The organism is Pseudoalteromonas sp. J2K-J031 (assembly GCF_058197095.2).
The window spans coordinates 1,860,023-1,881,004 of the sequence record NZ_CM200279.1 but is presented as its reverse complement, the minus strand read 5'-3'; the positions used below and the strand labels follow the sequence as shown (position 1 = coordinate 1,881,004).

Below are 20,982 nucleotides of genomic sequence, written 5' to 3'. Positions count from 1 at the left end.
CATTAAAATTTATTTCGCTATGGTATCTATCATTAATAAAGCAGGGTCTAAGCGTTCGTGTATCCAGTTAAAACGCCAATCTAAATGCGGGCCAGTCACTCGCCCTGTTGCGCCAATTTCAGCAATTTTATCGCCTAATGTGACTTCTTGGCCTTCTTTTACATTTAAGGTATGCAAATGAATGTACGTTGAAGTAATGCCATGGCCATGATCTAAAATAAGCGTACCACCCGAATAGTAAAGATCGGGGTTTGCAAATACGACTTTACCAGATAATGGCGCAACGACTGGTGTGCCCGTTTTATTCGCTATGTCTAAACCAAAATGAGCCGTTTTAGCTACACCGTTAAAATAACGTTGACTGCCATAGACCCCAGATATACGACCTTCTGCAGGGCGATATACTGGGTTTAAAAAGTCAGTGCGTGATGAAATTGCAGCGCGTGCTTTTTTGACCGCTGCCGCCTCGGTTGCAATACGTTTTGATACACTTTCAGGTGGCGTGACATATTTTTGTGCAACACCCGTAATCTTATCAATTTTATAGCTACGTTTAGTTATTACGACCTTCTTTTGTTGTTTGTTACCGTTTTTATCAGTCCAGCGTAAGACATGTTCAAGCTCACTATCACGACCAAAGCCAAACACAAACTCCCCTTTTGTCGTCAGTTTTAATGGGGTGTCATTAATGCTGACATGACGAGCACCCGGCAACTCACCGACCACCAACCCTCCTTGAGTCAGATTACCTTTCAATTCTAAGGCATGGAGCGCTAAAGAACTTAAGCTTAGCGCGATCGCTGAAACTATTTTAAGCATAAGCAATTGACCCTTTTGCAACCCCTTCATAGGCGACGACTTTATATTCATTAGCAGGATTTTGTTGTTTTAACTGCTCAGCTAAATACTGCGCAATACACTCAACCGTAGTGTCATAAGGTAATAAATGTGTGCGATGCTTATTTATGGCTAATTCAAAATAGCCCTGAGGTGCAACATAGGCACAACACAGGCTGTTTGCATCTGAGCTGATAAATTTAAGTTGATTGGCTTCAATCAGATCTTCTTTGCTCACAAGATAAATATCTTGCCAAAGATCAGCCCACTGTTTTTGAAGACGAGGACTTTTCATGCCATTTTCAAAAATTTCAATTTTTGAACGGTGGCCATGCACGATCCGTTGGCAATTACCATCATGCTTTTTTAAACCATGACTGTAATGATAATAAAAGGTATCTATTTTTTCTGGGCGCAGTGCGATTTCAATTTTCTCAATGTTATCCGGTAACAGAGGTAAAATAGTGTTAATCAAGTAATCAGTAACCGAATCAATGTTAATTTCAGGTGCGTCGATAAAACAATATGCTTGAGCTGGGCAACTTAGCGCTAATCTGTCATCTGCATACTTAAAGCTAACATTCGTTTGCATATCTTGATGAGTGACACTCACATTCGGATGAGTTGGTACCGCTAATTTATGATCTATTTGCTCATCGATAATGCGTTTAACTTGCTTTTTTACCAAAGCAAAATCGAGCACCATCGATTGTTCGTTGAGGCTGCCATGAAGTGTTAAATCAACTATCCAGCTTTCACCGACCGCGCCGCGTTTGTGACATAAATAAGAAAAATCAATGACCGTAAGGTCATTCACAAAAAGGATCATATTAATGCGTTACCCTATAAAATAAATACCGCTGCATTATAAAGATTTCTGGTTAAAAAAGCACAAAATGCCACCATGAATTCGATCTAATCTCGAGTATTTAGCAAAAAATAACGACTAATTAACTGTTCGGAGTTGTTTAGCGTACATCTGTTCGCTAAAGTAACGGCAATTTTTACGCAAAGTAGAAGAATATGACTCAAAAAAATAGTTTTACAAAAGAAGAATTAGTGGCTTGTGGCCGTGGTGAGATGTTTGGAGAAGGCAATTGTCGTTTACCAAGTGACAATATGCTAATGATGGATCGCATCATTACCATCAACGATAATGGCGGCGAACATGGCAAAGGTGAAATTGTTGCTGAACTCGATATTAATCCAGATTTATGGTTTTTTGATTGTCACTTTAAAGGTGACCCAGTGATGCCAGGTTGTTTAGGACTTGATGCAATGTGGCAACTGGTTGGTTTCTTCTTAGGCTGGTCTGGTGGCCCTGGTTTAGGCCGTGCTCTGGGTGTAGGTGAAGTGAAATTCACAGGTCAAGTTTTACCAACAGCAAAAAAAGTAACGTATCGTTTAGTAATGAAGCGTGTTATCAAGCGTAAATTATTTATGGGTTTAGCTGATGGCACTGTTGAAGTTGATGGCCGTGTTATTTATGAAGCAAAAGACTTAAAAGTAGGCTTATTCCAAGATACCAGCAGCTTCTAAGAAACAGAAAATAAAAAAACGCCCCAATCGGGGCGTTTTCTATTTAAACTTTATACATAATTCGATTTTCGATGGCTTCTCGCCACCCCCCGAGCCAATGAGATCGTGGATCTAAGTTTTCGTATGGGCACATTTCTTTAGAGCGTCCAGCTAATCCAGCTTTAAAACCCTGAGCATGTGCTCTTTCAAGACGATCTCGTTTTTGTCTCTTCATAGGTAACGTCCTCACCTTATTATTGATCTTGAACAGTGGTAAAACCACGTTTAACAAATAGTTAATTAAAGCGTTATAAATATGTCAATGAAGGCAACTACATTTATAACATGTTCTAAAACAAGTAATACGTTGTATCGTTGTAAGCTTGTAGCAAGGCTACAAATGTATTGGAGTCCAAAATGGCTAAAAAGTTCAGGCTAAATGGCGCTTTCTTCACCTGACTTAGTACTAAGATAACCATAGCCATTACGAGAGATCAATACAAAATATCAGTTTGAAATCAGCCAATCTGCATGAATTATTTAATATCAGTCAATTACAAATTCTTAACAGCAAAATAATCTAAACAATAAACTTTTATGAATATTTAATCTTTAGCTTTGGCTTAGGAATTGCTTTGGATTTCGCGGATAAAAGGAATCGGCCTGAACCTCGCACAAATCAAATTGTCGTGTGTTTTTATAAGGTAATTTCATGAAGCCGGCCACACCAAAATCAGTAATAGTAACAATGCTCTGCATAATACTTTGCAGTAAACTATTAAATTGTTGCTCTTGGGTTGGGTCGAGCAAACGATAATAATGATGCACTTTTAACCTACCCGGTAATGATTCAACAATGATGCATCCGGTATGATGTATCTGGTTGAGCGCAAAGACCCCCTTGAGCATTTCTTTGGGTAATGTCAGCTGCTCATCAGGATCTTTGCCATCTTCAAAATACGAATGTGGACGGGTTATCTCACTGACATTAACATTCATGACTTGATAGCCAATGGTGGGTAAGGTGTCATAAATCAGCAGCCCATTTTTATCTCGCGCCAATTGAATGGTCGTGCGAGCATCAAATAAACAGCATTTAAACAACCCTTTTTGCACAATACCTTGTGCCAACTTGACGGTGTTGTTAATTGCATCTGTAAATGATTTTTTTAGTGCCTGTTGATGCATAATCAGGCTCGATTCAATAAAAAGCTGATCATCTTTCCAATGAAAGCTCAGTCCCCCTACCACAGGAAATTTAGCTAAGCGACTGATAGAGGCCAAAAACGCTTTTTCGGTATCACCCATATCAAGTAAAAAATCACGGTAATAGCGATCCAGTTGCGCATCATTCACATCGGCCAGTACCAGCTGAGCATCTGCTTGACGTAGAAATGATTTTCTTGAACTATACACCACGGTATCAGGAGTCGTTTTTGCTTCAGCAAACCAAAATGGAATTTTATTTTTGAGCTCTTGGATGGGTATTTCTGGTAAATAGGTTTTAGCAATTTTGGGCATATTTCGCATAAAATAATCACCCGCTTGGTCGCGCTCAAATTTATTTTTAGACAACATGCCATCAATAACCCGAGCAAGCTCCATGGGCAAGCCTAAACTTGCTGCGGGAATGACTGAGTTTCCAAAACGACACGATTGCGCAGATGCTAAAGCATACAATGTTGAAGCAACACCTTGCTCATCAAATCGTGGCGATGATTTCATCCCCGCCATTTGCTCATCACCAATAAAATACACATCCCCCATCCTGGCATTGGAATGTTGTAAATCGTGCGACATCAAGTCCATGATATTTGAGGCAATTGGATTACCAAAACCATCTTCTTGTGCGTAAACCGATGAACCCCAATCAACCAATGACAATTTTTTTGCCGCATCGTCCCACACTAAATTCGATGGTTTGATATCACCATGAGCAATGGGTGCTGGAGACATGCCAATTTTATTGTTGCGCAGGTCGAGTAAGATACTGTGTAATTTGAGTGCCAATTGCATAATAAATTGTGGCGATAATCGACCAAAGCGCAGTGAATACTTCTCTAAGTCTTCTCCGGGGGCGCGTGCCATCATTAGAATCCCCTGCTTTTTTATACGTTCAAACGCATAAAACTTTGGTACGTAAGGGTTATCAATTTGAGACAACATGTATGCTTCGTCTTCGAGTCGGTCGCGTACGGCTTGCGCAAGGGTAATTCGGGAGAATTTAAACACCCATTCATCACCATCGTCATCGACACCCGCAAAAACAAAACCAAACGCGCCAGAGCCAATCAGCTCGACTTGCTTATAACCCAAAAGGGTTAATTGTTTAGAACAAATTTTTAGCCATTGTTTATGCTTTTTTGCATCATGATGCGATAACAAATAAATCGACTGCTCTTCATTGATGTAAAAATTATGAATAGATTTATTGGGCGTCATAGCATTCCATTAGGTAACAAATAAACATAAAAAAGGCAGCCTAGGCTGCCCAATTGTATAACAATTTGAATAAGATAATCATCTTATAAACGTATACCGCCATCTATTTCAATGACGCGGCCAGTAAAAAAGTCGTTCTCAAAGATATATTGCGCACTGTGTGATACCTCATCGGCTTCACCAAAACGACCTACCGGCTTCATGGCAATCATGCGCTCTTTGGCTTCGGGTTTCATTGCATCTGTCATTGCGGTGCGAATAACACCAGGAGCAATTGCACCAACACGTATACCAAATCGACCCAGTTCACGTGCCCAGGTCGTTGTCATGGCAACGACACCCGCTTTTGAGGCTGAATAATTGGTTTGACCAATATTGCCCGCTCTTGCCACACTCGACATATTGATGATTACACCACCGGTGCCGTTTTCAATCATGTAATGAGCAGCTTCGCGGCCACACAAAAATACCCCAGTTAAATTAACATCAATCACAGATTGAAATTGCTCTAACGACATTTTTGCAACCACTTTGCCTTCTTTAGCTTTGATGAACATGCCATCACGTAAAATACCAGCATTATTTACTAGGCCATCAATCGCACCAAATGCTTTATTAATTGCAGCAAACGTGGCTTCAACTTCGGCTTCGTTACTGACATTTGCCACAAAGCCTTTCACTGTGATCCCGCGCTGTGCTAAAGCATCACAGGCGCTATCTAAAGCCGCTTGTTGCATATCAATTAAGGCGAGGTTAGCGCCTTGCGAGGCAAAACGCTCAGCCATTGCAAAACCGAGCCCTTGTGCACCGCCTGTAATCACGATGGTTTTATTTTTAATATCCATGATGAATTAACCTTGTTTTGAAAATAATTTAAATATGGCTGAGAAATCTTCTCCACCTAAGCCTTGAGTTTGCATCATGTTATAAAGATTTTTAGCCAGTGACCCCATCGGTGTCGCTGAATGACTTTGATTTGCAGCATCTATCGCAAGTCCTAAATCTTTAGCCATTAAATCAACCATAAACCCACCGGTATACCCTCGTGATGAAGGCACATTTGGCATGACATCTGGGCATGGGTTATAAAGCTCTAACGTCCAGTTACGCCCTGAACTTTGCAACATAATTTCAGATAACACTTTTGGGTCAAGGCCATTATCGATGCCCATTTGCAAGGCTTCACTGGTGCCCGCCATTAAAATGCTAAGCAGCATGTTATTACAAATTTTAGCTACTTGACCGGCGCCTAACTCACCCGCATGAAAAATGTTTTTACCCATATCAGCTAATACTGTTTTTGCTTGATTAAAACTTGGCTCAGTTCCACCAACAATAAAAGTCAGAGTGCCATTAGTTGCACCTGCAACCCCACCTGAAACTGGTGCATCAACAAAGCGAAAACCCGCTTGCTCAAGTTGTTGGCCTACTTCTTTAGCAGAAGCGGCATCAATGGTACTACAATCAATTACTAACGCATCGTCAGTAAGATGATGGATCAAGCCATTTTCGCCTAAATACAAACCTTTAACATGCTTTCCAGCAGGTAACATACTGATGGTGATATTTTGATCAATAGCACATTCTGATACGTGTTTGGCTTTTTTCGCACCGAGCGTCACTAATGCGTGCATTGCAGTATCACTTAAATCAAAGACAGTAACCTGATGGCCTGCTTTGACTAAATTAGCCGCCATAGGGCCACCCATATTGCCTAAACCAATAAAACCAATCTTTGCCATTTTATTCATCCTTCAGTAAACACTTTAATGGGTGTACATCAGCTGACCAAGGCGACTTAAAGAAGTCATCAATTACCTCTGTCGGCACAGCGTCTATCGATTGATAACGCCACACAGGTTGGCCGTCTTTATCAATCAACAGTGCGCGCACCCCTTCTTCAAACTCACCAAACTGACCACATTTAACCGATAACCCTAATTCCATCTGAAAACATTCAGCTAATGGCAGTGTTTTGCCTCGATTAAGCTGCTCTTCAATTAAACAGATACTGAGTGGACTACCATGCTTTAAGCTTTTAACTGCTTTTTGTAACCAGGCGTTATCTGATTCAACCGCGGCCAAAAAATTAACTTTGTCATTTAGCGTGGTGAAGCTATTCATTTTTTCGATGACAAGTAGGTTGGCTTTGATATTTGAGGTCAGCGGTTTACCTGATTCTTGCTGAAGCTTTAATAGTACTGAATCCAGTTTTTGATGGTTTAACGCTACCGTATTACCCCAATTGGTGATCACTAATTCTTCAAACAGTTTTTCTTTAAATTGGGCTTTTAAAAAGTAATCCGCTAGGCCAACAAATTTAGCATCTTCACTGTTGATTGAAGCACCTGTTAAACCTAAGAAAAAGCCTAACTCGTGGGGCATTTTTGTTAAGAAATAGCTACCGCCTACATCTGGGTATAACCCTATAGTAATTTCAGGCATTGCAATACGTGAGGTTTCTGTTACCACACGATGACTTGCCCCTGCCATTAATCCTAAACCGCCACCCATAATGATCCCGGTGCCCCAAACAAGGAGGGGTTTTTCATAACAATGAATTAAATAGTCCAGTTCATACTCTGCGGTAAAAAAGCGCTCAACATAGTCGTGTTGCAGCTCATCCTTCATCGCTTTATACAGACTGACTACATCACCACCGGCGCAAAATGCTTTTTCACCCGCACCTTGTAGCAGCACCATGGCAATGCTTTTATCACTTTGCCACTGTTGCAGTTGAGGTGTTAATAACGACACCATCTCGAAATTAAGGGCGTTGAGCGATTTTTCGGCATTTAAAGTAGCAATACCAATTTTGAGTCCTGAAATCGCTTCCACTTCACGAAAGGTAACCGCACTCATTAGCCGTTAACCCATTGTGGTGCGCGTTTTTCTAAAAAGGCATTCACACCCTCTTTTTGGTCTTTGCTATCAAACAGCGTGACAAACAGTTCACGTTCAAGCGGTAACGCACTGTTAATCGTGCCAAATCGACCTTTTTGAATTAATGCTTTGCAAGCGGTGACTGCTACGGGGCTTTGTTGCTCCACTTTTTCAGCTAAAGCGAGCGCCGCTTCTAAGGATGAACCTGTAGCGACAACTTCTTCAACTAATCCGATTTCAAGGGCTTTGTCTGCTTTTAAGCGCTCGCCACATAAAATCATGCGTTTTGCCCAGCCTTCACCTACAAGCCATGCAAGGTTTTGTGTACCGCCTGCACAAGGAAGTAAGCCTACTTTTGCTTCTGGTAAAGCCATTTGTGCTTGCGACTCTGCAATGCGGATATCACAGGCCAGCGCCACCTCTAATCCACCGCCCATTGCAAAGCCGTTTATGGCAGCAATTGAAACACCGCGAAAATCACTTAAGGTTTCAAATGCTTCACCAAATACGCGTGACATATCGGCAGCAATGCCTTTATCGCCCGAAGCAAATACATTTAAATCAGCGCCAGCTGAAAAAAACTTTTCGCCTTCACCGGTGATCACTAACGAGTAAATTGTTTTGTCTAAGTTAAGGCCTATCACAATTTCTTTGAGGCCAGCTAACGTATCGCGAGTCCAGGTATTAGCTGGCGGATTCGACATCGTTAAAATAGCAATAGAACCACGTTTTTCGACTTTAATTTGTGCTGTCATCTTGGTATTCCTTATAAAATATCACCAGCGCCTTGCGCTAATAAACGACGACCAACGATTAATCGCATAATTTCGTTCGTCCCTTCTAAAATCTGATGAACACGTACATCGCGCACGTGACGCTCAAGTGGGTATTCTTTGATATAGCCATAACCACCATGAATTTGCAGCGCGTCATCACACACTTTAAAGCCAACATCGGTGGCAAAGCGTTTAGCCATAGCACAATAAGCTGTTTTTTCAGGGTCGTTTTGATCCAGTTTAAATGCAGCTAGACGCACCATTTGACGGGCGGCAACTAATTCAGTATTCATATCAGCAAGCTTAAATTGCAGTGCTTGAAAAGCAGCAAGTGGTTTGCCAAATTGCTCACGCTCTTGCATGTAATTTTTAGCGGTATTAAGCGCTTGTTGCGCAGTGCCGATTGAACAGGTAGCAATATTGATACGTCCGCCATCAAGGCCTTGCATTGCAAATTTAAAGCCTTCACCTTCTTGGCCAAGTAAATTATCTTTACTGATGGTGACATTTTCAAACGTAATTAAACGTGTTGGCTGCGCATTCCAGCCCATCTTTTCTTCTGCTTTGCCGTAAATAACGCCTTTGGCATCTGCTGGAACAACAAAAGCAGAAATACCCGCAGCCCCTTCGCCGCCTGTACGTGCCATAACCACTAATACTTCTGTTTCACCTGCACCAGAAATAAACATTTTTGAGCCGTTTAAAACATAGCTATCGCCTTGTTTTTCAGCTTTTGTTTTTAGCGATGCGGCATCAGAACCTGAACCGGGTTCTGTTAAACAATAAGAAGCAAGTAACTCACCCATAACCAATTGGTCTACATATTGGTTTTTAATGGTGTCTGTTGCAAAACTTGCGATCATCCATGTGGCCATATTGTGGATGGTGAGCATGGCCGTCGTCGCGGTACAGCCCATTGCTAGTTGTTCAAAAATAATACTTGAGTCTAAACGCGATAGCCCCAAACCGCCGGCTTCTTCAGGGGTGTATAAACCACAAAAACCTAGTTCACCTGCAGCTTTGATGACACTTTTTGGAAAAATATGTTCTCTGTCCCAAAGGGCGGCGTGAGGAGCAAGTTCGGTTTGTGCAAATTGACGCGCGGTTTGCGCGAAGGCTTGTTGATCTTCGGTAAGATTAAAGTCCATAACGACCTCTATTGATGCTAGCAGAAGAGCAGCGCCCTTCTGCTAAATTAATTATTTCAAGTTGATGCTCATATTTGGGCCGGTGGCTATATCGTCCTCGAACCAACGTGCGGTGATCGTTTTTGTTTCGGTATAAAAACGAATGCCTTGTTTGCCATAAGTGTGTTGATCGCCATAAAACGAGCCTTTCCAACCCGTGAATGAGAAAAATGGCAGCGGCACAGGGATAGGCACATTAATACCGACTTGCCCTACTTCAATTTCATGTTGGAATTTACGTGCTGCAGCACCGCATGCGGTAAACAACGACGTACCATTGCCATACGGGCTGTTATTGATTAATGCAATGGCTTCATCAAGGGTATCAACACAAATACAGGCCAATACTGGGCCGAAAATCTCTTCTTTATACAAATCCATTTCAGTGGTGACATCAGTAAATAAGGTTGGGCCAACCCAGTTTCCTTTTTCAAAACCTTCAACGGTGAAATCTGAGCCATCAAGCAAACACGTTGCACCTTGTTTTTTGCCATTTGCAATTAACGATAAAATACGCGCTTTTGCTTGAGGGGTAGTTTGTGGACCATAAGCCGCTTTTGGGTCATCCCACACACCTGGTCGCACTTGAGTAAAGGCTTCTTTTAAATCGTTGATCCACTCTTTGGTTTGACCAACAAATACTGCAACCGAAATACCCATGCAACGTTGACCTGCAGCGCCCACAGAAGCTCCCACTAGGTTACTAATTAAACGCTCTTTTTTCGCATCAGGCATAATGACCATGTGATTTTTTGCACCCACACAGGCTTGTACACGTTTTAAATTTGCAGTGCCTTTACTGTAAATGTATTCACCAACACCACATGAGCCAACAAATGAAATCGCACGTATAGCCGGGTCTTCAAGTAAGATATCAACTTGAGGTTTAGTCCCGTGAACCACTTGTAGAACACCTTTTGGTGCGCCAGCTTCTTCAAATAACTCAACTAAACGCATTGGCGTGAGTGGATCTTGCTCTGACGGTTTTAAAATAAAAGTATTACCGCAAACAATCGCCATTGGAAACATCCAAAGTGGGATCATCGCTGGGAAATTAAACGGTGTTATACCTGCACACACACCCAATGGTTGCATGTATGAATAGGTATCAATACCACGAGCGACATTTTCCACTGTTTCGCCCATCATCATTGATGGCGCGTTAGCAGCTTGCTCAACCACTTCAATCCCACGCCACAAGTCACCTTTGGCATCTTCAAAAGTTTTACCTAGCTCATGGCAAATAATGGTCGCGATTTCATCGTGATGTTCTTTGAGTAATGCCGCATAACGCATCATGATGCGAGCACGTTCTGACACAGGGACTTCTTTCCATGTTTTAAACGTTTCTTTAGCCGATGCAATGGCGCGTGCCATTTCTTCATCGGTAGTACACGGCACTTGTGCAATCACTTCTTGTGTGGCTGGATTAAGTACATCAATCCATTGCGAAGTTTCAGATTGGCACATCTCGCCTGCGATATATAATGGAACTTTATGCATATTAAAACGTCTCCCCAAATAAAAATGGCGCTGGTATTGTAATTATCGCGCCATTATTTTGTTTAAATTAGTTCAATTGCCATGGCAACGGCTTCACCGCCACCGATACATAACGAGGCAACCCCTGTTTTTAAATGTCTATTTTTTAATGCGTGAATAAGTGTCACTAAAATACGAGCGCCACTTGCACCAATAGGATGGCCCAACGCACACGCGCCGCCATTCACATTCACTTTAGCGCCATCAAGTTTCATTTCATTGATTGCAAGCATAGTGACCATGGCAAAAGCTTCATTAATCTCCCATAAATCAACTTGTTCGGTAGACCAACCCGCTTTAGCCAATACTTTATTCATTGCACCTACGGGGGCAACAGTAAACTCGGCTGGTTTTTGTGAATGGGTTGCATGCGCGACAACTTTACACAGCGGTGTTAAGCCTTTTGCTTGTGCTTCTGAGGCTTTCATTAGAATTAACGCAGCTGCACCGTCTGAAATAGACGATGAGTTTGCTGCTGTGATAGTGCCGTCTTTAGCAAATGCAGGGCGAAGTGATGGAATTTTATCTACTTTTGCATTGCCGGGTTGTTCATCAATACTTACAACAACCTCACCCGCACGAGTGCTGAAGGTTACAGGCGCAACTTCACCCAAAAAGGCACCGCTAGCAATTGCAGCTTGCGCTTTTTGAAGTGAATTTATAGCAAACGCATCCATATCGGCACGGGTAATGCCATACTCATTGGCAGTGTCTTGGGCAAAACAGCCCATGGCTTTTTTATCGTAGGCATCTTCTAAACCATCAGCCATCATGTGATCTTTAATTTCACCATGGCCCATTCTAAAACCACCACGGGCTTTAGGTAAAAAGTATGGTGAAGCTGACATATTTTCCATGCCACCGGCAACAGCAATGTTAATTGAACCTGCAGCAATTAAATCGTGTGCAAACATCGCTGCTTTTAAACCTGAACCACAGACTTTATTGATAGTCGTTGCACCAGTGCCCAGTGGTAACTGAGCCTTTAACATGGCTTGACGTGCAGGTGCTTGGCCAACGCCAGCTGGAAGTACACAGCCCATAATCACTTCATCTATATCATTAACTGATACACCACTTTGTGCGACAGCATGTGCAATAGCGGTTGCACCTAAATCGGTGGTGTGAACATCACTGAGCGCGCCCATAAAACCACCCATTGGCGTGCGGCTGGCTGCAACGATTACGATAGGGTCTTGTACTGACATGTTTATATTCTCCTAAACAAAGATGAATAGAGAATACATAAAATTTACGTTTACGCCAACGTAAATGTAAAACATCAAAAGAAATGGCGTAATCAGAACTCGACTAAACTGCCAAGTTATGTTGCCAAAGGCAGGAGACAGTTTATTTTACGTTAAGGTCTCTCACGCAAAAAGAAATTTTTATTACATCGCAAAAAAATGATTTTCAATTGTTATGAACTTTTAAAACCCACCAAGCTTTACCTTTACGTAAACTTCACATATATTAGTTCGGTCATTAAAGGTGGAAAGTATGAATCAAGAAAATACAGAACAAACATTTAGTATCAGCGATTTGGCAAAAGAGTTTGATATTACGACTCGAAGCATTCGCTTTTACGAAGATCAAGGCTTGATAAGCCCCCAGCGCAATGGTCAAACTCGTATTTATAGTAAACGGGATAAAGTGAGATTGAAACTTATTTTACGTGGTAAACGTTTAGGTTTTACTTTAGCTGAAACCGGCCGTTTGTTTGAGTTATATGATGCAGATAAATCCAGCGCCAAACAATTAGTGACAATGCTGGCGTTAATAGAAGAAAAAAAATCCCATCTGAGTCAGCAAATGGATGATATTAAAGTGGTACTGATGGAGCTCGTTACCGCTGAGCGTCGTTGCCACGATACCCTTAAAAGTTTACAAGATTAATTAATAGAGGTTCCCCTGATGAGCACTATCTCACTATATAAAGAAATGAACTTTGGCTTAGGTGAAACGGCCGATATGCTGCGTGATCATGTCAATAGCTTTGCAACTGCAGAAATTGCCCCGCTGGCTGAAAAAACCGATCATGACAATGCGTTCCCCAATCAACTTTGGCCAATATTAGGTGAGATGGGTTTATTAGGTTTAACCGTAAGCGAAGAGTTTGGTGGCGCAGGCATGGGTTATCTTGAGCATGTAATTGCAATGGAAGAAATCAGCCGCGCAAGCGCTTCAATTGGCTTAAGCTATGGTGCACACTCAAACTTATGTGTTAATCAAATTTTCCGTAACGGCACACAAGCACAAAAAGAAAAATACCTACCTAAATTGGTTTCAGGTGAACACATTGGAGCGCTTGCGATGAGTGAACCCAATGCCGGTTCTGATGTTGTATCAATGAAACTCAAAGCTGAAAAACGTGGTGATAAATATGTCTTAAATGGCAACAAAATGTGGATCACAAACGGCCCCGATGCACATACTTATGTTATTTATGCCAAAACCGATTTAAACGCAGGCGCAAAAGGCATTACTGCGTTTATTGTTGAGCGCGACTTCCCAGGCTTTACACAAGCACAAAAACTCGACAAATTAGGCATGCGCGGTTCAAACACCTGTGAACTGGTTTTCATTGATTGTGAAGTGCCAGAAGAAAATATCTTAGGTGGCCTTAATAATGGCGTTAAAGTTTTAATGAGCGGTTTGGATTATGAGCGTGTTGTATTATCCGGCGGCTCGCTTGGCATTATGCAAGCCTGTATGGACATTGTTGTGCCATATATCCATGAACGTAAACAATTTGATAGTCCAATTGGCCAATTTCAACTTATTCAAGGCAAAATTGCCGATATGTACACGCAAATGAATGCTGCGCGCTCGTATGTATATACCGTAGCAAAATCGTGTGATCGCGGTGAAACAACCCGTAAAGATGCCGCTGGCGCAATTTTATATGCGGCAGAGTTGGCGACTAAAATGGCCCTTGATGCCATTCAAATTCTTGGTGGTAATGGCTACATCAATGAATATGCGACAGGTCGTTTATTACGTGATGCCAAACTGTATGAAATCGGTGCTGGTACTTCTGAAATTCGCCGTATGCTTATCGGTCGTGAGTTATTTAACGAAAGTCGCTAAGGATTGCTATGACCATACTTACTTCAAAGGTCAATCCACTGGATCCGACCTTTTTACAAAATAAACAAAAAATGCAGGCTTTGATTGGTGATTTACACCAGCAAGTTAGCCATATCATTAAAGGCGGTGGTGAAGAACTGATTGCACGCCATCAAAGTCGCGGGAAATTATTTGTTCGTGATCGAATAGATACCCTGCTAGATGAAGGCTCACCTTTCTTAGAAATTGCCCAATTTGCGGCATTTGGTGTTTACGAACAAGACATTCCATGTGCGGGTGTGGTTGCAGGTATTGGTCGCGTAAAAGGCGTTGAATGCATGATTATCGCCAACGATGCCACCGTTAAAGGCGGCACTTATTTCCCTCTCACCGTAAAAAAACACCTCCGTGCCCAAGATATTGCTGAGCGTTGCCACTTACCGTGTATTTATTTAGTTGATTCAGGTGGCGCTAATTTACCTGAACAAGATGAAGTGTTTCCCGATAAATTGCATTTTGGTCGTATTTTTTACAATCAAGCTCGCATGTCTGCTAAAGGGATCCCGCAAATTGCTGTTGTAATGGGTTTATGTACTGCTGGCGGTGCGTATGTACCAGCGATGGCTGATGAAAGTATTATCGTAAAAGAGCAAGGCACCATTTTCTTAGCGGGCCCACCACTGGTAAAAGCAGCGACAGGCGAAGAAGTGACCGCTGAAGAACTCGGTGGCGCTGATGTGCATTGTAAAATTTCGGGTGTTGCCGATCATTATGCCCAAAACGATGCTCATGCCTTGTCGATTGCTCGTCAGTGTATTGCGCGTATCAATCATCAACGGCCAACAAAGTCATTACTTGAAGAGGTCAAGCCGCCTCGTTTTGCTGCAGAAGAAATTTACGGCATTGTTGGCACCGATTTGAAAAAACCATTTGATGTGCGTGAGATCATTGCCCGTGTGGTAGATGACTCTTCTTTTGATGAATTTAAACGCTATTTTGGTGAAACGTTAGTAACCGGTTTTGCCTCTATTTACGGCCATCCTGTAGGAATTGTCGCCAATAATGGGATTTTATTCTCTGAATCAGCGCAAAAAGGCGCGCATTTTATTCAATTGTGTTGCCAACGTAATATTCCATTAGTTTTTTTACAAAATATCACTGGCTTTATGGTGGGGCAAAAATACGAAGCTGAAGGCATTGCTAAACACGGTGCTAAAATGGTAACTGCAGTTTCGTGTGCCGATGTACCAAAATTCACTGTCTTAATCGGCGGCTCATATGGCGCTGGTAACTACGGTATGTGTGGCCGTGCATTTGAACCCACCATGATGTGGATGTGGCCAAATGCACGTATTTCTGTGATGGGTGGCGAGCAAGCTGCAGGCGTATTAACTCAAGTTAAACAAGATGGTTTAGCTCGCAAAGGCTTGAGCATGTCTTTGCAAGAAGTCGCGGAGTTTAAACAGCCGATTGTTGCCCAGTACGAGCAACAAGGTCACCCGTATTACGCCAGTGCCCGTTTATGGGATGATGGCATTATCGATCCAGCTCAAACGCGCCATGTGTTAGGACTTGCCCTGAGTGCGGCAAATAATGCGCCTAAACGTGAATCGCAGTTTGGCATCTTTAGAATGTAAGGAAACATTATGTCTGTCACCTTATCTATCTCAAAATCGAGTATTGCCACCATTGAATTAGATCGCCCTGCGGTTCATAACGCCTTTGATGATCATACGATTGCTCAATTGATTGAATCGATTGAATACGCCAATACCCTAGCCATTCGCGCTTTAGTGCTTAAAAGTACGGGCAAACATTTTTCAGCGGGTGCTGACTTGGCTTGGATGAAGTCGATGGCTAACAATGATTTTGCTGAAAATTTAGCAGATTCAAAACAACTTGCCCGCTTAATGTCTGTATTAAATAGTGTTTCAGTGCCAACCCTTTGTTTAGTGCAAGGGGCTGCATTTGGTGGCGCTGTTGGCTTAATAGCCTGTTGTGACATTGCCCTTGCCACTGCTGATGCAAAGTTTTGTTTAAGTGAAGTCAAACTTGGTTTGATCCCAGCTGTAATTAGCCCATATGTCATCAAAGCAATGGGCGAGCGCCAAGCACGCCGCTATTTCTTAACGGCTGAAGTGTTTAACGCCGAAGCGGCACTTAAAATGGGTCTTATCCATCAACTGTGTGATGATATAAATCAAAGAGCAGATACGCTGCTACAAGCCATTATCAATAACGGCCCTATTGCAGTAAAAGCCGCCAAGGCTCTAATTAATGACGTAAGTGGTCATCCAATTACAAACACATTAACCGATATGACATCCGAGCGAATAGCACGTATTCGCGTATCAGACGAAGGCCAAGAAGGGCTAACTGCCTTTTTTGAAAAGCGTGCGCCAAGTTGGCAAAATTAATCTAAAACGATGCAGGTAACTTCATGTTAAAAAAAATACTAATCGCCAATCGTGGTGAAATTGCGTGTCGGATCATCAAAACTGCCAAACGTTTAGGATTAAAAACCGTTGCGGTGTATTCAGATGCTGATGCCCATGCCCTGCATGTTAAGCATGCCGATGAGGCTTATCATATTGGTGCTTCTCCAAGTAAAGAGTCGTATTTAGTAGCGGATAAAATCCTTGCAGTTGCACTGCGCGCTGGTGCTGATTGCATTCATCCAGGTTATGGCTTTTTATCAGAAAACGACCAATTTGCGGATGCCTGCGCTAAAAACAATATTGTATTTATTGGCCCGCCAGCCTCTGCCATTACTGCAATGGGTTCAAAATCGCGTTCAAAAGAAATTATGGCTGCTGCGAATGTGCCTTTAGTACCTGGTTATTATGGTCAAAACCAAGACCCACAATTTTTACAACAAGAAGCGGTCAAAATTGGTTTTCCTGTATTAATTAAAGCTGCTTACGGTGGTGGTGGTAAAGGCATGCGTGTAGTTGAAAAAGTTGAAGAGTTTCAACTTGCACTACAAGGTGCGCAACGTGAAGCAATTGCCGGTTTTGGTAACGATTTAGTGCTGCTTGAGCGTTATGTCACAAAACCTCGTCATGTTGAAGTACAAGTTTTTGCCGATACTCATGGACAATGTGTTTATTTAGGCGACCGCGATTGTTCGTTGCAACGCCGTCATCAAAAGGTCATTGAAGAAGCGCCAGCCCCAATGCTAAGTACTTCACTTCGCAAAGAAATGGGTGAAGCAGCCGTACGCTGCGCGCAAGCAATTAACTATGTTGGAGCAGGAACGGTCGAGTTTTTACTTTGCGGGGATGAGTTTTTCTTTATGGAAATGAATACTCGCCTGCAAGTAGAGCACCCAGTTACCGAAATGGTTACCAGTGTAGATTTAGTCGAATGGCAAATTCGTATCGCTTCTGGGCAAACATTGGCGCTTACGCAAGAGCAAGTGCTCCTTAAAGGCCATGCACTTGAAGCGCGTATTTATGCTGAAGACCCAAGCAATGAGTTTATTCCCTGCTCTGGCACGATTAAAGCCATGTTAACGCCTGAACAAAACCAACACATTCGGGTTGATACAGGCGTGCAAGCTGGGGCTGAGATCAGTAGCTTTTATGATCCTATGATTGCCAAACTCATTGTATGGGATGAAACCCGCCCACTGGCTATAAAGCGTCTGCAAGGTGCACTAGAGCAATTTCATTTGGCTGGTTTTAGCTGTAATGTTGAATTCTTACATAAACTTGCTAGCCATGATGGCTTTGTTAATGCTCAACCTGATACCCACTTTATCGGCACGCACCTCAGTGAATTAACACAGCAAAATCCTGAGCAAGAAAACATCAGTTTAGTGCTCGCGTCATTGTTATATTTGTCATTAATCAAAAATAAACAATCAGCTGATGCGTGGGACAAACAAGCAGGTTTTAGACTCAACCAAAACAGTACAATTCATATCGCACTTGATTTACCGCATACTATTTATGCCCTTCAAACCACTGATGGTTATGAAATTTCAATTGATGATGTGGTTTTTAAAGCAAAGGCATTTATTGATCAGCAATCAATAAATGCAACAATCAACGGTGAAAAGTTTGGCGCTGATTTTTATTATGATGATGCAAGTCACGCCATTGATCTTATGTACCTTGCGTGTCAGCATCAATATAAATTTAAGCAAAAGCATTATATCAGCGAAATTAAAAATGCCGCTGCATCCCTAGCAGCTCCGCTTAATGGCACGGTTGTTAAACACCTTTGCCAAGTTGGAGATGAGGTAAAAGAAGGCATGGGTGTGGTGATCATTGAAGCGATGAAAATGGAATATACCCTTGCTGCGCCTTATGACGGTGTACTTACGAGCCATTGTTTTGCTGAAGGCGATTTGGTAACACATGGCGCTATGCTCGCAATTGTTGAGGCAAAGGCACAAAATGATTAATCAATTCCCTACTGCGGTAAAAATTGTAGAGGTCGGTGCACGTGATGGCCTGCAAAATGAAATTCAGGTTAGTACTGACACCAAAATTGATTTAATTAATGCACTAGCAGGTGCTGGAGTAAAATACATTGAGGCCGGTGCATTCGTATCACCCAAATGGGTGCCACAAATGGCAGACTCTGCGCAGGTGATCAACGCACTTGAACTACCGAATGTTGAATTGGCAGCGTTAACGCCCAATTTACAAGGTGCCCAAGCTGCGTTTGCCTGTGGCATTAAAGAGTTTGCAATCTTTACAGCTGCCAGTGAAGCCTTTTGCCAGAAAAATATTAATTGCAGCATTGAGCAAAGTATTGCGCGCTTTGAACCTGTAATGGCCTACGCCAAACAACACGGTATAAAAGTGCGTGGTTACGTCAGCTGCGTTATGGGCTGTCCCTACCAAGGTCAGGTTGACCCGCACCAAGTGCTACAAGTCAGCCAAGCGTTATTAGAATTAGGCTGTTATGAAATTAGCCTTGGCGATACTATTGGTGTAGGCACGCCAGCGAATGTAACGCAATTGCTCACCACCCTACTTGCTCATATTCCTGTGGCAAAGCTTGCGGTGCATTTTCATGATACTTATGGGCAAGCGTTAGCAAATATTTACGCGGCACTCTGCCTAGGAATAGCAACGGTTGATACCGCAGTTGCAGGCCTTGGCGGATGCCCCTATGCCAAAGGTGCGTCAGGAAATGTTGCCACTGAAGATGTAGTTTACTTACTACAAGGGCTTGGCATTGAGTGTGGAATTGATTTAGAAAGGCTTGCTAAAGCGGGTTGGTTGATTTCGGATGCATTAAATAAAACACCCGTCAGCAAAGTTTCCAACGCTTTACGCAGTAAATTAAACGCTTAACAATTATTAAGGGAGTTGGCCATGGCCGGTTTTGATAAAGTAGTCACAAGCTACGAGCAGGCGATGCAAGGTTTAAAAGATGGCGATACCGTGATTGCCGGAGGTTTTGGCTTATGTGGTATTCCTGAAGGCTTAATTGCTGAAATTAAACGTAAGCAAACAAAAGAGTTAACTGTTGTTTCTAACAACTGTGGTGTTGATGACTTTGGTTTAGGCATTTTATTAAAAGACAAACAAATTAAAAAAATGGTTGCGTCTTATGTTGGTGAAAACGCCCTTTTTGAGCAGCAATTATTAAGTGGTGAGCTAGAGGTCGAACTCACTCCACAAGGTACGCTTGCTGAAAAAATGCGTGCCGGTGGTGCTGGTATTCCTGCTTTTTATACCGCGACGGGCTATGGTACGCCAGTTGCTGAGGGCAAAGAAGTCAAAGAGTTTAACGGTCGCCCGTATATTTTAGAAGAATCAATCACAGGTGACTTTGCGATTATCAAAGCGTGGAAAGCTGATCGTTTCGGCAATTTAGTCTTTCGCCACACTGCAATGAATTTCAATCCAATTGCAGCAACTGCTGGAAAAATCACCGTGGTTGAAGTGGAAGAAATCGTTGAGCCGGGTGAATTAAATCCATCAGAAATTCATACCCCTGGCATCTATGTAAACCGCGTTATCAAAGGCAGCTTTGAAAAACGTATCGAACGCGTGACAACACGTAACTAACACGGAGAACAACAATGGCTTTATCACGTGAGCAAGTTGCAATGCGGGTTGCACAAGAATTACAAGATGGTTTTTATGTTAATTTAGGGATTGGTATTCCTACTTTAGTGGCAAACTACGTCCCTAAAGGGATTGAAGTGATGCTGCAATCTGAAAACGGCCTGCTTGGCATGGGTCCATACCCAACTGCTGATGCCGTAGATGCAGATATGATTAACGCGGGTAAAGAAACCGTTACAGCGGCAATTGGTGCTGCCATATTTAACAGTGCTGAAAGCTTTGCTATGATCCGCGGTGGCCATGTCGACTTAACCGTATTAGGTGCATTTGAAGTTGACCAAAATGGTTCGATTGCCTCTTGGATGATCCCGAAAAAATTAATTAAGGGCATGGGCGGTGCAATGGATTTAGTTGCCGGCGCACAAAATATCATTGTTACCATGATGCATGCCAATAAAGCTGGCGAGTCAAAGTTATTAGAACGCTGCGAGTTACCACTGACAGGTGTAAACTGTGTCAAAAAAATCGTAACCGATTTAGCTGTACTCGAAGTGAAAAATGGCGCGTTTTATTTGTTAGAGCGCGCACCAGGTGTTAGTGTTGATGAAATCATCAGCAAAACAGCTGGTAAGTTAATTGTTGAAGGCGACATTCCTGAAATGGTGTTTGCAGAATAATTAACTTGTACCGACCTCA

The 20,982-nt window shown here is 42.4% G+C and carries 20 protein-coding genes; 9 read left to right on the top strand and 11 right to left on the bottom strand.

The annotated features are described in order from the left end of the window. Positions 1 to 9: 9 nt before the first annotated feature. Both AC3KZC_RS08530 and AC3KZC_RS08525 read right to left on the bottom strand, forming a co-directional pair. Entirely contained in the window at positions 10 to 819 is an 810-nt protein-coding gene (locus AC3KZC_RS08530) for a M23 family metallopeptidase (protein ID WP_490577366.1), read from the bottom strand. After that, entirely contained in the window at positions 812 to 1,666 is an 855-nt protein-coding gene (locus tag AC3KZC_RS08525; protein ID WP_490577365.1) for a 6-carboxytetrahydropterin synthase, read from the bottom strand. Before AC3KZC_RS08525 ends, AC3KZC_RS08530 begins: the two co-directional genes overlap by 8 nt. Positions 1,667 to 1,860: 194 nt before the next feature. Here AC3KZC_RS08525 and fabA point away from each other — a divergent pair, with 194 nt between their 5' ends. After that, complete coding sequence (gene fabA / locus AC3KZC_RS08520) at positions 1,861 to 2,376, top strand: 3-hydroxyacyl-[acyl-carrier-protein] dehydratase FabA (protein ID WP_490577364.1); 516 nt, start codon at positions 1,861 to 1,863, stop codon at positions 2,374 to 2,376. Positions 2,377 to 2,419: 43 nt separating this feature from the next. Here fabA and rmf read toward each other — a convergent pair whose 3' ends face one another. The 9 genes from rmf to AC3KZC_RS08475 all read right to left on the bottom strand — a co-directional run bounded on the left by rmf (position 2,420) and on the right by AC3KZC_RS08475 (position 12,393). Continuing rightward, the gene (rmf, locus tag AC3KZC_RS08515; protein WP_009839908.1) at positions 2,420 to 2,590 is read right to left on the bottom strand and encodes a ribosome modulation factor; all 171 of its coding nucleotides are present in this window, start codon (positions 2,588 to 2,590) and stop codon (positions 2,420 to 2,422) included. 377 nt (positions 2,591 to 2,967) lie between these two features. After that, positions 2,968 to 4,797 (bottom strand): protein kinase domain-containing protein, encoded by a 1,830-nt coding sequence (locus tag AC3KZC_RS08510; protein ID WP_490577363.1) that lies wholly within the window; start codon positions 4,795 to 4,797, stop codon positions 2,968 to 2,970. An 83-nt stretch (positions 4,798 to 4,880) separates the two neighbouring features. Beyond that, positions 4,881 to 5,642, bottom strand: coding sequence for an SDR family oxidoreductase (locus AC3KZC_RS08505; protein ID WP_490577362.1), 762 nt, complete (start codon positions 5,640 to 5,642; stop codon positions 4,881 to 4,883). 6 nt (positions 5,643 to 5,648) lie between these two features. After that, positions 5,649 to 6,548: a 3-hydroxyisobutyrate dehydrogenase gene (gene mmsB, locus AC3KZC_RS08500; RefSeq protein ID WP_490577361.1), complete on the bottom strand. Its 900-nt coding sequence runs from the start codon at positions 6,546 to 6,548 to the stop codon at positions 5,649 to 5,651. Then, the gene (locus AC3KZC_RS08495) at positions 6,541 to 7,659 is read right to left on the bottom strand and encodes an enoyl-CoA hydratase/isomerase family protein (protein ID WP_490577360.1); all 1,119 of its coding nucleotides are present in this window, start codon (positions 7,657 to 7,659) and stop codon (positions 6,541 to 6,543) included. Before AC3KZC_RS08495 ends, mmsB begins: the two co-directional genes overlap by 8 nt. Beyond that, positions 7,659 to 8,435 (bottom strand): enoyl-CoA hydratase, encoded by a 777-nt coding sequence (locus AC3KZC_RS08490; RefSeq protein WP_490577359.1) that lies wholly within the window; start codon positions 8,433 to 8,435, stop codon positions 7,659 to 7,661. Before AC3KZC_RS08490 ends, AC3KZC_RS08495 begins: the two co-directional genes overlap by 1 nt. A gap of 11 nt (positions 8,436 to 8,446) precedes the next feature. Next, positions 8,447 to 9,604 carry an acyl-CoA dehydrogenase family protein gene (locus AC3KZC_RS08485; RefSeq protein ID WP_490577358.1) on the bottom strand — a complete coding sequence of 386 codons (1,158 nt, stop codon included), beginning with the start codon at positions 9,602 to 9,604 and terminating at the stop codon, positions 8,447 to 8,449. A gap of 51 nt (positions 9,605 to 9,655) precedes the next feature. Beyond that, the gene (locus AC3KZC_RS08480) at positions 9,656 to 11,146 is read right to left on the bottom strand and encodes a CoA-acylating methylmalonate-semialdehyde dehydrogenase (protein WP_490577357.1); all 1,491 of its coding nucleotides are present in this window, start codon (positions 11,144 to 11,146) and stop codon (positions 9,656 to 9,658) included. Between the two features lie 62 nt (positions 11,147 to 11,208). Next, positions 11,209 to 12,393: an acetyl-CoA C-acyltransferase gene (locus tag AC3KZC_RS08475; protein WP_490577356.1), complete on the bottom strand. Its 1,185-nt coding sequence runs from the start codon at positions 12,391 to 12,393 to the stop codon at positions 11,209 to 11,211. A 292-nt stretch (positions 12,394 to 12,685) separates the two neighbouring features. Here AC3KZC_RS08475 and AC3KZC_RS08470 point away from each other — a divergent pair, with 292 nt between their 5' ends. From AC3KZC_RS08470 to AC3KZC_RS08435, 8 genes are read left to right on the top strand one after another with little or no spacing between them, the layout of a single operon-like run. Beyond that, positions 12,686 to 13,081: a MerR family transcriptional regulator gene (locus AC3KZC_RS08470; RefSeq protein ID WP_490577355.1), complete on the top strand. Its 396-nt coding sequence runs from the start codon at positions 12,686 to 12,688 to the stop codon at positions 13,079 to 13,081. A gap of 18 nt (positions 13,082 to 13,099) precedes the next feature. After that, positions 13,100 to 14,275: an isovaleryl-CoA dehydrogenase gene (locus tag AC3KZC_RS08465; RefSeq protein ID WP_490577354.1), complete on the top strand. Its 1,176-nt coding sequence runs from the start codon at positions 13,100 to 13,102 to the stop codon at positions 14,273 to 14,275. An 8-nt stretch (positions 14,276 to 14,283) separates the two neighbouring features. Beyond that, complete coding sequence (locus AC3KZC_RS08460; RefSeq protein WP_490577353.1) at positions 14,284 to 15,891, top strand: carboxyl transferase domain-containing protein; 1,608 nt, start codon at positions 14,284 to 14,286, stop codon at positions 15,889 to 15,891. Between the two features lie 9 nt (positions 15,892 to 15,900). Then, the gene (locus AC3KZC_RS08455) at positions 15,901 to 16,671 is read left to right on the top strand and encodes an enoyl-CoA hydratase-related protein (RefSeq protein WP_490577352.1); all 771 of its coding nucleotides are present in this window, start codon (positions 15,901 to 15,903) and stop codon (positions 16,669 to 16,671) included. A 23-nt stretch (positions 16,672 to 16,694) separates the two neighbouring features. Next, positions 16,695 to 18,665, top strand: a complete 1,971-nt coding sequence (locus tag AC3KZC_RS08450) for an acetyl/propionyl/methylcrotonyl-CoA carboxylase subunit alpha (protein ID WP_490577351.1) — start codon at positions 16,695 to 16,697, stop codon at positions 18,663 to 18,665. Beyond that, a complete protein-coding gene (locus AC3KZC_RS08445) occupies positions 18,658 to 19,566 on the top strand; it encodes a hydroxymethylglutaryl-CoA lyase (protein ID WP_490577350.1) in 909 nt (302 codons plus the stop codon). The genes AC3KZC_RS08450 and AC3KZC_RS08445 overlap by 8 nt, the downstream gene beginning before the upstream one ends. A 21-nt stretch (positions 19,567 to 19,587) precedes the next feature. Continuing rightward, positions 19,588 to 20,286, top strand: a complete 699-nt coding sequence (locus AC3KZC_RS08440) for a CoA transferase subunit A (RefSeq protein WP_490577349.1) — start codon at positions 19,588 to 19,590, stop codon at positions 20,284 to 20,286. A 14-nt stretch (positions 20,287 to 20,300) separates the two neighbouring features. Continuing rightward, entirely contained in the window at positions 20,301 to 20,963 is a 663-nt protein-coding gene (locus AC3KZC_RS08435; RefSeq protein ID WP_490577348.1) for a 3-oxoacid CoA-transferase subunit B, read from the top strand. The last annotated feature ends 19 nt before the right edge of the window (positions 20,964 to 20,982 follow it).

Excerpts from the sequence above, each read along its gene's own strand:
- AC3KZC_RS08460 (WP_490577353.1), top strand. The coding sequence starts at position 14,284 with ATGACCATACTTACTTCAAAGGTCAATCCACTGGATCCGACCTTTTTA.
- AC3KZC_RS08525 (WP_490577365.1), bottom strand. The coding sequence starts at position 1,666 with ATGATCCTTTTTGTGAATGACCTTACGGTCATTGATTTTTCTTATTTA.
- mmsB (WP_490577361.1), bottom strand. The coding sequence starts at position 6,548 with ATGAATAAAATGGCAAAGATTGGTTTTATTGGTTTAGGCAATATGGGT.
- AC3KZC_RS08470 (WP_490577355.1), top strand. The coding sequence starts at position 12,686 with ATGAATCAAGAAAATACAGAACAAACATTTAGTATCAGCGATTTGGCA.
- AC3KZC_RS08480 (WP_490577357.1), bottom strand. The coding sequence starts at position 11,146 with ATGCATAAAGTTCCATTATATATCGCAGGCGAGATGTGCCAATCTGAA.
- AC3KZC_RS08435 (WP_490577348.1), top strand. The coding sequence starts at position 20,301 with ATGGCTTTATCACGTGAGCAAGTTGCAATGCGGGTTGCACAAGAATTA.
- AC3KZC_RS08475 (WP_490577356.1), bottom strand. The coding sequence starts at position 12,393 with ATGTCAGTACAAGACCCTATCGTAATCGTTGCAGCCAGCCGCACGCCA.
- AC3KZC_RS08440 (WP_490577349.1), top strand. The coding sequence starts at position 19,588 with ATGGCCGGTTTTGATAAAGTAGTCACAAGCTACGAGCAGGCGATGCAA.
- AC3KZC_RS08510 (WP_490577363.1), bottom strand. The coding sequence starts at position 4,797 with ATGACGCCCAATAAATCTATTCATAATTTTTACATCAATGAAGAGCAG.
- AC3KZC_RS08490 (WP_490577359.1), bottom strand. The coding sequence starts at position 8,435 with ATGACAGCACAAATTAAAGTCGAAAAACGTGGTTCTATTGCTATTTTA.
- AC3KZC_RS08455 (WP_490577352.1), top strand. The coding sequence starts at position 15,901 with ATGTCTGTCACCTTATCTATCTCAAAATCGAGTATTGCCACCATTGAA.
- AC3KZC_RS08505 (WP_490577362.1), bottom strand. The coding sequence starts at position 5,642 with ATGGATATTAAAAATAAAACCATCGTGATTACAGGCGGTGCACAAGGG.
- fabA (WP_490577364.1), top strand. The coding sequence starts at position 1,861 with ATGACTCAAAAAAATAGTTTTACAAAAGAAGAATTAGTGGCTTGTGGC.
- AC3KZC_RS08465 (WP_490577354.1), top strand. The coding sequence starts at position 13,100 with ATGAGCACTATCTCACTATATAAAGAAATGAACTTTGGCTTAGGTGAA.
- AC3KZC_RS08445 (WP_490577350.1), top strand. The coding sequence starts at position 18,658 with ATGATTAATCAATTCCCTACTGCGGTAAAAATTGTAGAGGTCGGTGCA.
- AC3KZC_RS08485 (WP_490577358.1), bottom strand. The coding sequence starts at position 9,604 with ATGGACTTTAATCTTACCGAAGATCAACAAGCCTTCGCGCAAACCGCG.
- AC3KZC_RS08495 (WP_490577360.1), bottom strand. The coding sequence starts at position 7,659 with ATGAGTGCGGTTACCTTTCGTGAAGTGGAAGCGATTTCAGGACTCAAA.
- AC3KZC_RS08530 (WP_490577366.1), bottom strand. The coding sequence starts at position 819 with ATGCTTAAAATAGTTTCAGCGATCGCGCTAAGCTTAAGTTCTTTAGCG.
- rmf (WP_009839908.1), bottom strand. The coding sequence starts at position 2,590 with ATGAAGAGACAAAAACGAGATCGTCTTGAAAGAGCACATGCTCAGGGT.
- AC3KZC_RS08450 (WP_490577351.1), top strand. The coding sequence starts at position 16,695 with ATGTTAAAAAAAATACTAATCGCCAATCGTGGTGAAATTGCGTGTCGG.